Genomic DNA, 13,185 nt, shown 5'->3' on the forward strand with positions numbered 1-13,185 from the left:
ATGCTGCCCTCCCCCGACCCCCTCCCAACTTCGTTGGGAGGGGGAGCGATTCGATGGGGAGGTGCGCGGCGGCTGTGCCGCCGCGCACCTCCCCATTCACTTTTCCCCTTCTCCCCCGTGCGCGGGGGAGAAGGGGCCAGGGGATGAGGGGGCAGCTTGGTGGCCAGACTCCAAAATGAGAATTGCTGGATGCCGGGGTATAGCGCCAAACTGTCGGAGATGCTGCAGATCGTCATGCCGGCAAGTAGTTAGCCGGCATCCACTCCAGCCGGAATCTTAGGCTTTTGCGGCGCTCGGTTTGAGTGGATTCCGGCCAAAAACGTGCCGGAATGACGGTCTGACTGGCCGTGCGATCCCGACACTTTTGCGGTATACCCGGATGCCGGGATACCGTCCGGCGCGCCGTTCAACCGGCTTTGTATGACTATCCCAGGAACACGGTATGGAAGTACAGCCAGGCGCCCAGCAAACTGGCGAGAGCCAGCGGCCCAAACCAATACCGGGCACGGGGATGTGCGTCCATAAACAGCCCGGCGCCGATGAAGAACGGGAATGACACCAGCAGGTAGCGTGGCATCGAGATCAGCGAGCCGGTGAACATCGGCAGAACCAGCGCCTGCACGGCGTAGATCGAGTAAACCGGCGGCAGGCGTCGCCAGGCATACACGGCTACGGCTACGCCCACGTACAGGAAGAGCGCGTTGAACAGATTGGCCCGAAACTCCGGCGCATACCACGGGTGTTTGACCAGCGTCGCAAGCGGCAGCAGAAACCCCTTGACCGGTCCCAGCGCGTCAAAGCCGACCTGCCATTCCTGAGACGTGTGACCCTGCATAAACAGCGTCGGGTCGCCGAACTGCCAGCCGAGATAGCCAGTGTAAGCGGCTAACCCCAGCGGCGCGAGGGCCAGCGGGATGAATCGCCGATCCAGCAAGCGCAGGGGACGTCCAGCGCGAACCGGCTGCCACCACCCGACCGCGATATCGAGCGCGAACGTACCAACAAGGAACGGCGCACCCATGATCCGGGTGGCCGCCGCCAGCGCGCCCACGATGCCTGCGCTCAGCATGCGCTGTGTGCGTGCCAGACGGAAGGCCAACACGACTAATAATAGAAAGGCGGTCTCGGAGTAGGCGGTCGTCAGGAAATAGAATGTCGGGAAGGCGATCAGGGCGAGGATCGACAGGCGCGCCACGCGCCGCGAGAAGTCGAGCGTGATCAGGTCGAACAGCGCCCAGAGCGCGCACAGCGTCAACGCCTGCGGGACAATGACCGCCGCAATCGAATAGTTGCCGTTGAACAACGGGGCAGCTAGTCGGATCGCCAGCGGAAAGAGCGGGAAGAACGCGGTCAGAAAGGGGAAGTTGATATCCGGCCGGATGCGCTGGCTGGCCTCGGCGTACCCGTACTCGGCGATGGCGCGGAAGTAGATGCCGTCGAATCGCACCCACGATTCAAACAGCGCCTGCGGCGTGTGCGCGCCGGACGCCAGCCAGTTCAGCGTGTAGGCGGCGACCAGCCAGCCGACGTACGCCAGCGCGACGAACAGCGCATCGCGTCGCGTCATACGCTCCGAAGCCGTCACGCCGCCGGTTCGCTCCCCAGCGCAACGACCATCGCCAGCGCGTGGTCCTTCGTATGCGTCAGGCTCAGCGACACCTCGCGCCATTTCAGCTTTTCGGCGCGGGCGGCGGCGGCGCGGTGCAACGCGAGCGACGGGCGGCCGTACGCATCGGCCACCACCTCAAGGTCCACCCACCAGATCTTCGCGCCCCAGCCGACCCCGGTGCCCAGCGCCTTGCCGGCCGCTTCCTTGGCCGCATAGCGCGCCGCCAACTCGGACGCGCGGCCGTGGCAGTAGGCGATCTCGTCGGGGGTGTAGATATAGGTCAGGAATTTGTCGCCCCAGCGCTCGACGCTGCGGGCGATCCGCTCAACTTCCATCAGGTCCACGCCGGTGTAAAGCATGTTACGGTCCTGCCACCACCAGCGCGTAGCGCTCGGTGTCCAGGTATTGTTGCGCCGCCGACTGCACCTGCGCCGGCGTCACGGCGCGCACCAGCGACGGCAACTGCAGGAGATAATCGAGACCCAGCTCGTAGAACTCCATATCCAGCAGGGCCGAGGCGATGCCATCGTTGCTTTCCAGCCGCAGCGGCTGGATGCCGGTGACGAACTCTTTTACGTCGTTCAGTTCCGCGTCGCTGACCGGCTCCTGCTTCATGCGCTCCATCTCGGACAGCATCGCCGCAACCGCCGTGTCGACGTTCTGCGGGTTGACGCCGGCGTACGCCATCCACGCGCCAGGGCCGGGCGCCGATTCGAGCGTGCTGCGCGCATAGTACGCCAATCCGAGGCGATCGCGTACGTTGTCGCCCATGCGCCCCATCATGCCGAACTCGCCGAGGATCACATCGGCCAGTTCCGCCGCCAGGAAGTCGGGGTGCATGCGCGGCAGGGCCGGCGCACCCAGCACAATATCCGACTGGGTCTTGCCCTTCATCTTAATGTGCCGACGCTGCATCGCCTTGCGCGGGCGGGCCGGCGGCACGTTGAACGCCGGCGGCGTGCCGGGCGCCGTCCAGCCGCCGAGCAGGCGTCCAGCCAGACGCAGCGCGTCGTCGGTGCGCACATCGCCGACGATCGCCAGCGCCATGCCTTCCGGGCGGTAGTGCCGCGCATAGAACTGCTGCAAATCGGCGCGTTTGATCGAGTTGACGCTTGCACGTGAGCCGAGCGGGTCGCGCCCATACGGGTGGTTCGGGTAAGCCATCCGGTGAAACGCCAGATTGGCCATCGCGTCGGTGCTGTCGGCGCGCTCCTCAATACTCGTCAACAACTCGCCGCGCACCTTTTCCATCTCGGCTTTCAGGAACGCCGGTTCGCGCAGAACCTCGCTGAGGATGTCGAGTAGCAGGCGCATATCCTCGCTCAGGCTTTTGGCGCTGAACCCGGCCAGGTGCACGCCGGATGACATGCCGACCGCCGCGCCGACGCGCTCGGTCTGCTCGGCGATCTGCTGGAAGCTGCGCTTGCGCGTGCCGCGATCGACCATTTCGGCCGTGAACAACGCGAGGCCCGACTGCGCGGGCGGCTCGAACATCGAACCGGCGCGCAGGTGCCCGCGAATGACCACCGCCGGGCTGGCGTGGTTCTCGTAGATGAGCACGACGGCGCCATTCTTCAACACCGCGCGCGTTACGTTCTGTGAATTAGGGATCATAGTTAGTCGTTAGTTGCTAGCTGCTAAGCTGGACTTTGGCCATCAGGAAGCATAGCCGAGCACGTCGGCAAAGCGTTTGAAGACGGCCTGCGGTATTTTTTCGATGTCCTTGTTTGAGCGGGATATGTGAAAAGTCGGAATGCGCCATAGGCTGGTGCGCACTGCCGCCAGGGCGTCCGCGAAGGTCGGCACGGTCTTCGTGTACCAGGCCGTCTGGCGTACCAGAATCCGTCCGCGTTTCGCCAGGGCGTGCGCAAATAACGTGATCAGCGAATACAAGCCCAGCAAGGCCGGTGTCGTGCGGGCGATTGCCTGGTCAGACCACTGACGCTGGGCCTCGACACCGAGGTGCTCACGCACTTCCCGATCTGAAAATGCCGCTCATCGCTCCGGCCCATGACGCGCAGGGCCGCGCACACCGTACGCTGGCCGCGCGCCAGAATGGTTCCAGTCAGCAGCGCCTGCGCTGGTTTCCATGCGCGCGAGTCGAAATGTACGGCGAACGACGCCAGCAGAACGGTATCATCGCTTGGCACGGTCGGCCGCGGTCCAAGAATTCTCGCCAGGACTCTTGACCAGCTTACCTTACTTTGTTTCAACGCACAATTTGGATAAAGTCCGGCTTAGGGCGTGCGCGGCCGGTCGGCCGGCACCATCAACAGCAGCGCCATGCCAAACAGGATACTCACCGTGCCGAGTGCGAAGAGTGGCGCGTAACCAAAGGCGTCGATGATGCGTCCGCCAAGCCCGGCCGCCATGCCCGCGCCCGCCGTCGCCAAATTGGAGATGCCGAGATACTTGCCGCCCGCGCCGCCCGGCGACAGCCGGATGCCGAGCGCCCAGTTGCAGACCAGGAAAATGCCGGTGCCGAAGCCGACCGGCGCGGCGAACAGCATGATGTCGCGCACAGCGAAGTCGCCGATCGACAGCAGCACGCGCCCGCTCGCGAAGATAAACAGGAAGACGCCGAGCGTGTTCAGCGCGCCCGCGATGAACGTCATGCGCCGGTGGCCGACCCGGTCGGCGATCAGACCGGCGGGCAGCACGCTGATCGCCACCAGCACCCCGATGATCGCCAGCAGCGGTCCGACGAGCGAGTTCGGCTCCACGCCGGGGATGTTGTCGCGCACGAAGTTGAACGCATACGTCTGCAGGAAGTACACGCCCAGCAGCATGAAGAAGCGCGAAACCAGCCACCAGACGAACGGGCCGTCGCGCCGCATGTCGAGCGACAGCATGTCGCGCAGGCCGCCCTCATCGGCGGCGCGACCTGACGCAACCGCAGCCTGCTCGTTCACGCCAAACAGCGTGACGAGCAGCGCCGCGAGCAACACCGCCCCGATGCACGCGAAGCCGAGTCCCCACTGCCCGGCCCCAAACAGCGTGGCGATGACGATCGACGCGATGATCAACGCCCCCATCTCCGCGAGATTCTTCGCGCCCGACGCCGTGCCGTGTAGTGGCTGCGGGATCAGATCGGGTATGAAGCCCTGGTACGCGCCGTGCGCGATGTTCGAGACGAACTGCAAGCCGACGTAGGCGGCGACCAGCCAGATGTACTCCGGCGCGAAGAACAGCCCGGCGAGGAAGACGAGGTCGAACAACGTCCCAAACAGCATGAACGGCTTGCGCTTGCCGAGGAGCGGCCGCACCGGCTGGCGGTCACTCAGCGCGCCAAACAACGGCTGCAGGATCACCGCGATCAGCAGGCCGATGAAGCGCAAGTCGCCGAGCCGCGTGTTCTTGACGTCAGCGGCGACGAGCCGCTCGACCAATTGCGGCAGGATGAGCGGGCCGAGGCCGTTCCACAGGAACGAGAGCGCAAAAGCGTACGCGCTGATCGTGAGGTAGTCGCGCAGGCGTGGTGTGTGCTGCGACATAGGCGCTCCTCTCCGATGCCATGATGGTGCGCCCGGCGGCGCGTCTTATACTGTTTCAGTTTGAGCATGTCCCCATAGCTGGCGGCAAGTGCGGTTGTCACCCCCTCATCCCCTAGCCCCTTCTCCCCCGCGCACGGGGGAGAAGGGGAAAAGCTGATTGGGGATTGGCGCGGCGGCTTTGCCGCCGCGCCAATCCCCTTTGATTCACTCCCCCTCCCAGCTTCGCTGGGAGGGGGCCGGGGGGAGGGCAGCGATTGCTATATAGTGCTGACACATACAACAATGGCTTGGGGACAGACTCATCACAAAACAGGGTTACGGTTCGTCCGTGTCGGGCGGGGCGGCGGCGTCCACCAGCGCGTCGAGCGCGCGGTCCAGCGCCTCAAACACCGGGTGCTTGCGCGCGGGGTAGGCGTAGTTGGTCACGCTGCCAGCCTGGCCGTCCAGCGACCAGGCGTAGGTCAACGTGGCCGTGTCGTACACGCCGCCGGCAGACATGTCGCGCGCGGTGAGCAGACCGCTGGCGCGGATGGCGGCCTGCGCCTGGCGGACCTGGTCCGCCGTGAGGTCGCAGACGCGCCACCAGGCGGCGCCGTCGTAGGCGTCCACGCGACCGTCGTTGAAGTACACGCGGCGCGTCTCGATTCGGCGCTCGTGGTAATGCGTCGCCAGGAAGGCGTCGGCTGGCAGGACGTCGTCGATCATTCGACCGACCAACTCTTGCTGGTCATGCTGTTTATCGCTTCGAGGAAGAAGACGTAGTGACCGCGCTTCACCTCGCCGCCAGTCGACATGATGCTGGCGGAGTTTTCGCGCAGCGTCTCCTTGGCGGCGTCCTCGCCCATCAACTGCTTGATCTTCTCGTAGTGCTCCGATTGGTCGCCGAAGAATTTCGGTGCGCCATCCTTGCCGGGCTTTTCCTCCAGATATTCGTCGTCGAGGCCGATCATGTGGCCGAACTCGTGCGCGGCGACGTTCTGCTCGACATCGCGTGTACTCTTGTTGAACACGTTGACATCGACCCGCCTGAAGTCCTCGGAATCGGACGCGTTCTCCGAGCCGACGGAGCCGGAGTTGCCAATGTTGCCCCATCCGACCAGTTCACCGACACGCTTCTTGGTCGCGTCAGCGCGCTGTTCGCCGAGCTTCTTGTTATGCCCGACCGTGCCCGGCTTATTCGTTCGGCCGAGGAAGGAAATATCCCAATCCGCGCCCAGCGGCGCTTTGGGATCGGCGCCCGACGGCATCATCTTCTTGATCTCGTCGGCGATGCCGGTCAACTGGCCGTCGACCGGGGCGGTGTCGGCGCTGTTGTTCGCAAACGGTTTCACCTGCCGCACTAGCTTACGGTCGCGCACTTTGTGCTTCTCGGCCTCGCTCGCGTCGCGGATGTCGAGGGTCGCATCGTGCCCGTCGACGAACGAGCGGTAGCGCGGCGCGCCTTTGGGAATCTTCATGGCTTTGATCTTGGTGTGCGCCTTTGCGGCGTCTTTGACCTGCTCGACCTTGACCTGCACGTTGGCGATATATTCGGAGAACGACGGGTCCTTCAGGTGCAGCTTGTGCTTGCCGCTCCAGCCGTCGTGCACGCTCGAGATGAAATCGGCGGCAAACTTCGTCTCTTCGGCCTTGCTCCACTGGAAGTCCGCCTTCTGCTCCTTGGTGAAGCGCATGCTCTTGTACGGCTCTTCCTTGCGGACTTCGTCAAACGGCTTGAAGTCGATGAAGACGTTGTGGGTGACCACGAACGGGTCGATCGCGGGCGCGGGCGCCGTGGGCGTGTACTTGGCGTCGAAGTTGGGACCCGAGCGCAGAAAGGTTCCGTGAAACGTCGGGAGCGGCACAGGCGGTGCGTTGCCGGTGCCCGGCGCCGGGACGGGCGTGGCGCCGGGGGCCGGCGCAGGCACGGGCGTCTGGCGCTGGACCACCGGCGTCGCGGCCTGCTCGGCCAGCATGCGCTGCACAAACGCGTTGCCGTGCGTTTGCTGCCAGGCAAGCACGGCCGACTGGCGGAAGAACGGGTCAAGTTGATCCGGCGCCTGCGGGCCGAGGTCTGCGCCCGCCGACAGGTTCAGTGCGTCGCCCGGCGCACTTTGGCGCGGACCGGCAGCCGAATCCGGGCGCTGCGGTTGGGAATTGGCGTGAGTAGATGACATATACGCGAAATGCGCGTCGAACGCGCACTACCAGAATTATACACCGGATTCAGTGGCCGCAAGCGGGCGTTGCCGCCGCCAGCAATTCTCATTTTGGAGTCGGCTGCCAATATGCCCCCTCATCCCCTGCCCCTTCTCCCCCGCGCGCGCGGGGGAGAAGGGGAAAAGCTAACGGGGAGGGCAGCGCCACTTTTTCGGCGGGCCCGCTTGCGTGACAAGCGCCTGAGGGCCAGCGCATCGCAAGCCGCATTGGAAAGTACCCGTACAAAGCCAAATTGAGAATTGCTGTGCCGCCGCGCCGCTATGGCGGGAATCCTTCGCAGTGTGTTTTCGCAGACCCGAAGGGTTCGTCTGCACTCTCTCCTCGACATATGAAGCGCCAGAAACCCTTCGGGTCTCGACGTACTGAGACTCATCGGCGGTCTATCGGTATGCCGCGCCGCGCGGCGCGTTTGCGTGGCGGGGAGGCCGCGGCTATCATACCTTGGTTATGGCACGCAAATCGTGGCCGGCGGTGCTGGTCTTCCTGGCCGCTCTGGCCCTGTACGCGCGCACCCTCGCGCCTTCGGTCGCCGAGCTATTCGACGACTCGCTGGAGTTCCAACTGGTCGGGTATACACTGGCGATCGCCCACCCGACCGGATACCCGCTCTACACGCTGTTGCTCAAGGCCGCGACGGTCCTGCCATCGGGCGATCCGGCTTACCGCGCCAATCTGCTCTCGGCCGTCTGCGCTGGGCTGGCCGTGGCGCTGATTTACCTCGTCGCGGCGCGGCTGAGCGGCTCGCGCCTAGCCGGGTTGGTGTCGGCGGCGGCACTGGCGGTGTCGCCAGTCTTCTGGTCGCAAGCGGTCATCGCGGAAGTGTACGCGCTCAACGCGCTGTTCTACGGCGTCATCCTGCTGGCTGCGTTGCCCTCCGAAGATGGCGCGCACGCCGGCTTCGGCGCGAAACTGGCCCCGCTGGCGTTCCTGTTCGGGCTGGCATTGACACATCACCGCATGATCGTCTTGCTCGGCTTTGGTGTGGCGGTCGCTACACTTTGGCAATGGGTGGCTGCGGGCGGCGGGCGCGTGCTGCCAGCGTGGCCGCGATTGTTGCGGGAAGGGGGACGGCTGGCGCTGTTGTTCGCTGCGCCGCTGCTGCTCTACCTGTATCTGCCGCTGCGCGGCTCCGTAGGCTCTCTGGATGGCACATATGAGAATACGCCGGGCGGATTTGTCCGCTGGGTGACCGCCAGCGGCTACACGTCGTTCCTGTCCGAGAACCTGTTCAACGTTCACTACGACGCCGCCTACTTTGCCAACCTGTTCGCCGGCCAGTTCGGGCTGGTTGGCAGTACGCTGGCGGTGCTGGGCGTTGTCGTGTGGGCGGCTCGCGTGCCGCGCTGGCGGCAGCCACCCGCCGTCACGAGTGCATGTCTGCTCACGGCATTGGCGGCCTGCGTCGCGTTTGTGCTGGATTACCGCGTGCCCGATGTGCAGGTGTTCGCCATCCCGGCGTTCATGCTGCTGGCGCTGGCGCTCGGCGTCGGGTTTGCGTGGCTGGCGGCACGCGCTGGTTCGCACGCGCGCCTGGCGCAGGTGGCTTTGGTCGCGTTGCTGGTCGTCTCCGGCGTGCCGGTCGCGCAGGCGGCGTGGGTGGAGAACGACCTGAGCGGACGCACCGGGCCACGCGACTACGGGCGCGACATCGTCTCGCAGCCTCTGCCGCCCAACGCCTCGCTGGTTGGCATCCTCGGTGAGATGACGCTGGTACGCTATTTTCAGGCGACCGAGGGCGCGCAGCCGTCACTGGTGACCGTTGCCGCCGACCGCGATGCCGAGCGCCTGGCCGCGATCGAGCGCGAACTGGCGGCGGGGCGTACGGTGTTCACGACGCGCCCGTTGAAAGGCCTGGCGGAGGCGCACGCGCTCGGCGCGGCCGGGCCGCTGGTGCGCGTCTGGGCCGTGCCGCCGGACGCTGACGTGCCCCCCGATGCACCGCGCGTCGGTGCGATCCGCTACCGGTTCGACGGCGTACAGTGGCTCGGCGGACGCGGGGCGCGCGCATCGCTGACCTGGGCGCCCGACGCGACGCCGGACGTTGACCTGAAGGTGTCGGCGCGGCTGATGCGCGGCGATCTGTTGGTCGCGCAGAAAGACGACTGGCCGGTGCGCAGCGCGTACCGCTCGCAGTTCTGGCGGCCCGGCACGGCGATAGCCGACGCGTACGATGTCGCGCTGCCGCAGGATGCGCCGAGCGGCGATTACCGGCTGCTGCTGATCATCTACCGCGCGGATAGTGGCGCTGAACTGGGCCGCATCGACGCCGGAACGCTGAAGCTGGGGCGGGACTTTCGATTGATCTCACAGGCAATTTGGGCTCAGAAGGTCGGAGAATTGCAGGTCATCGTGCCAAAGGGGCTATTGCAGCACGGTCATGTTCTCCTACAATAGTAGTATGAACGATTCTGTCATACATTCACGGTGGATACGCCTTGCCGTAGTGGTGATCGTGGCGCTGATCGTGGCGGGGGGCACCGCCTATGCGGCCGGACTGGCGTCGCTGATTCCCTCGGCCAACCGACTCGCCAGCGCGGGGCTGGATGAAGAGACCGGTTACTACAACCCGCCCGGTGTGAACGGCCGAATCCCCAATGGGTGGTCGGTTATCCTCGAAAATGGCAACCCGACGTTCTTCAGTAGTTGCGAGGAGAAAGGCGACTGCTCCGAGTTTAATGGATCGGAGAAGCTATCCGGGACCTCGTCGCAGTATATCCTATCGGAAAACTCGGAGCCGTCCGGCAAGCCGTTCAAGGTTGATCTGTATCAGACTGTATTGGTTACGCCGGGTGTGCCATGGTCAGTCTCCGGCTTCATGCTATCGTTCTGCGGTGGCACGTATACGCCGCCAAACAACCCGTGCCCGCAAGGCTACACGATCGGCAAATCGATCGGGCTCGACCCGTACGGCGGCACCGACCCGAGCGCGCCGACGGTGATCTGGACAGCGGAGGACGGTCGCGAGGCGCGCGAAGCCGGCTGGGTGCGACTGACCAATGTCGTGTACGCCCGCAGCCCGAGCATGACCGTGTTCCTGCGCATGAATTGGCCGCACACGTGGCATGGCGCGCTGGGCTGGATGGATGAAGTGCGCCTGGTGCCCGCACCGACGGCGACGATGGGCTATGTCGCGCCGCTGCAAGGCACGAACTCGTTCTCGGTGTCAGCGCAAGGCTGGCGCGACTCCTCCTTCAAAACAACCGGCCAGTACAAGATCTACTGGGATATCGAAGCGCGTGATGTCCTGTCTTCCACCTGGTACCGTGTGCTGACTGACACGACGGCGACGCCGCCCTTGAAGGACAATACCGGCGTCACGACAACTTTCACGGGCCAGTTTGGCCGCACATACATCCTGCGCGCCATACCGACAGTGCATCACATCCCCTATTGCGAATGGGGGTGCGACTGGCCGGAGCAAGTCTATCTCGGCTTCCCGTCCGATCCGATCACAGTGACGATTGGCGACAACGTCCCGCCCGTGTCGTCCGTCGCGCCGCTGGCGGCGGTGCAGGTAACCGGCACGTTCGCGGTCGCATGGACGGGCACGGACAACGCGACACCCGCCAACCAGTTGGTGTACGATATCCAATCACGTGATAACGCCAGCGCGTGGACCGACTGGCTGACGAGCACATCAACCATGACGGCGCTGTTCAGCGGGCAGCGCGGCCACACATACGATTTCCGCAGCCGCGCGCGCGACCAGTCGAACAATGTGGAGGCGTACCCCGGCACGCCGGATGCGACGACGACCGTCGACGGCACGCCGCCGAGCGCGCAGGTGTCGGTTCTGGCCGCGACCCAGCGCACCGCGACATTCACCGTGCGCTGGGCGGGGAACGACAATGCGACGCCGGCCAACCGGCTGGTATTTGATATCCAGTCGCGCGACAATGGGGGCGGGTGGGGCGATTGGCTGACCGGCACCGTGACCACGACCGCGCCGTTCAGCGGCCAGCCGGGCCACACCTACGACTTCCGCGCGCGCGCGCACGACCTGGCGGGCAACTCGGGTGCGTATGCCAGCACGCCCGATGCGACGACGGTTGTTGCGCTGGCGACCGTCAGCGGCACGGCGCGCAACCTGCGCGGGCAACTGTTGGCGTTCCCGCGCGCGGCGCTGACGCCGCCGGTGCTGGCCGACCCCGGCACGCCAGACGGCGCTTACACGCTTTATGTGACGACCAGCGCGACGTATGCACTGACCGTGGCACGCGATGGCTATGGCGCGTTGCCGCCCATCGGCGGTATCGTCGTCACGACGACGAACGTAGCGGACGCGGATGCGATTCTGCCGCCTGCGCTCGACCTGATGGCCAACGGGCAGTTCGAGAGCGGCGACCTGTCCGGTTGGACGCTGGCCGGCGAGGTGACCACCACGGCGGCAGCGCATTCCGGGCTCTATGCTGTCACGCTAGGCGCGACACCGGGCGTCGAATCCTCGATCCAACAAACGCTGTACCTGTCGCCGACGCTCGGCGCGCCGACGCTGTCATACCTGTATCGCGGCGCAGCGGGTGCGGCGCAGCCGTTCACCGTGACCGTCAGCAGCGGTGCTATCGTCACGCAGGTGACACCGGTCGCCGGCGATGGCTGGACGCATGGCTGGCTTGACCTTTCGGCGTTCGCAGGGCAAACTATCACGGTCACGCTGGCCTGCCAGCCGGCCGCCCCCGGTGCGATGTTATGGCTTGATGAGCTTTCGGCCGGCGATGCGATCGCCATTCCGGTATACCGATTGTACCTTCCGGCGATCGCGCGCTGAAAGCGCACCACACACAAGCATGCGCGGGGCGGCCAGGCCGCCCCGTTTTATTGCACACATCGAGGAGAGACGATGCCGATTCCGATCATCATTGACACCGACCCCGGCATGGACGACGCGCTGGCGATTCTGCTGGCCCTGCGCTCGCCGGAAGTGGAGTTGCGCGGCCTGACGATTGTCGCGGGCAACGTGGACGCGACGCAGGGCGCGATCAACGCGGGCAAGATATTGAAGGCGGCCGGACGCTGCGACATTCCGGTCGCGGTCGGCACGAACCAGCCGTTGCTGCGCCCGCTCGGCGAAGGCTGGCCTGGCCACGGCGCCGACGGTCTGGGTGGGTTCGGCGATCTGCCGTCGTGCGACAGCGCGTTTCACCCGCTCGGCGGGGTTCGCTTCCTAATCGAGACGATCCTCGCGTCGCCGCAGCCGGTCACGCTGGTGCCGATCGGACCGCTGACGAACATCGCGCTGGCGCTGGCCGCCGAGCCGGCGATCATCCGCAATATCAAGGAACTGGTCATCATGGGCGGCGCGGTGTTCTGCCCCGGCAACTCGTCGCCGACCGCGGAGTTCAACATCTGGATCGATCCGGAGGCGGCGCGCATGGTCTTCGCTGCCGGCGTGCCGATCCGGCTGGTGGGGCTGGACGTGACGATGCAGACGATCCTACGGCCGGTGCACGCGGACCGCATCGCAGCCGGCGGCGGAACGGGCGCGCTGTTCGGCGCGCGCGTGGCGCGCGCGGTCATGCCGCACGCCATGGCACGCTTTGGCGAGTCGCGCATGCACCTGCACGATCCGCTGGCGGTCGGCGCGGTGATCGATCCGACGCTCGTGCGCACGCAGAAGCTGTTCGTGGACGTGGAGACGGCGGGCTTCAGCGCGGGGCAGACGGTGGCCGACGGGCGTAACGTTTGGAAGCGCGAGCCAAACGTCGATGTGTGCGTTGAGGTGGACGGCGAGCGCTTTGTGGAATTGTTTGTGGAGCGGCTGTCAGCGGATAATTAGCGGATAAGCGGATTCACGCCGCAAGAAGCACAACAGCCGCCGGAACTGACATTCCGGCGGCTGTCATTTTGCGAGTGGAGTGCCCCCATCCGTTCATCCGCTAACCA

Annotated in this window: 10 protein-coding genes; 3 read left to right on the forward strand and 7 right to left on the reverse strand. The window is 65.5% G+C overall.

The annotated features are described in order from the left end of the window. Positions 1-424 precede the first annotated feature (424 nt). The 7 genes from HZB53_21695 to HZB53_21725 all read right to left on the reverse strand — a co-directional run bounded on the left by HZB53_21695 (position 425) and on the right by HZB53_21725 (position 7,259). Entirely contained in the window at positions 425-1,567 is a 1,143-nt protein-coding gene (locus tag HZB53_21695) for a hypothetical protein (GenBank protein MBI5880273.1), read from the reverse strand. A gap of 14 nt (positions 1,568-1,581) precedes the next feature. Next, a complete protein-coding gene (acpS, locus tag HZB53_21700; GenBank protein MBI5880274.1) occupies positions 1,582-1,968 on the reverse strand; it encodes a holo-ACP synthase in 387 nt (128 codons plus the stop codon). A 1-nt stretch (position 1,969) separates the two neighbouring features. Then, positions 1,970-3,223 carry an insulinase family protein gene (locus HZB53_21705; protein ID MBI5880275.1) on the reverse strand — a complete coding sequence of 418 codons (1,254 nt, stop codon included), beginning with the start codon at positions 3,221-3,223 and terminating at the stop codon, positions 1,970-1,972. Between the two features lie 42 nt (positions 3,224-3,265). After that, positions 3,266-3,583, reverse strand: coding sequence for a hypothetical protein (locus HZB53_21710; protein ID MBI5880276.1), 318 nt, complete (start codon positions 3,581-3,583; stop codon positions 3,266-3,268). Between the two features lie 263 nt (positions 3,584-3,846). Beyond that, complete coding sequence (locus HZB53_21715; GenBank protein ID MBI5880277.1) at positions 3,847-5,103, reverse strand: MFS transporter; 1,257 nt, start codon at positions 5,101-5,103, stop codon at positions 3,847-3,849. Positions 5,104-5,418: 315 nt separating this feature from the next. Then, entirely contained in the window at positions 5,419-5,808 is a 390-nt protein-coding gene (locus tag HZB53_21720) for a hypothetical protein (protein ID MBI5880278.1), read from the reverse strand. Continuing rightward, a complete protein-coding gene (locus tag HZB53_21725) occupies positions 5,805-7,259 on the reverse strand; it encodes a hypothetical protein (protein ID MBI5880279.1) in 1,455 nt (484 codons plus the stop codon). The genes HZB53_21720 and HZB53_21725 overlap by 4 nt, the downstream gene beginning before the upstream one ends. Positions 7,260-7,749: 490 nt before the next feature. Between HZB53_21725 and HZB53_21730 the strand changes: the two genes are divergently transcribed. From HZB53_21730 to HZB53_21740, 3 genes are all read left to right on the forward strand, one after another. Then, positions 7,750-9,696: a DUF2723 domain-containing protein gene (locus HZB53_21730; protein MBI5880280.1), complete on the forward strand. Its 1,947-nt coding sequence runs from the start codon at positions 7,750-7,752 to the stop codon at positions 9,694-9,696. A gap of 4 nt (positions 9,697-9,700) precedes the next feature. Next, a complete protein-coding gene (locus tag HZB53_21735; GenBank protein MBI5880281.1) occupies positions 9,701-12,070 on the forward strand; it encodes a hypothetical protein in 2,370 nt (789 codons plus the stop codon). Between the two features lie 72 nt (positions 12,071-12,142). Further along, positions 12,143-13,078, forward strand: a complete 936-nt coding sequence (locus tag HZB53_21740) for a nucleoside hydrolase (protein MBI5880282.1) — start codon at positions 12,143-12,145, stop codon at positions 13,076-13,078. Positions 13,079-13,185 lie beyond the last annotated feature (107 nt).

The sequence above is a fragment of the Chloroflexota bacterium genome, from assembly GCA_016235055.1.
In the GTDB taxonomy this organism is placed as follows: domain Bacteria; phylum Chloroflexota; class Anaerolineae; order JACRMK01; family JACRMK01; genus JACRMK01.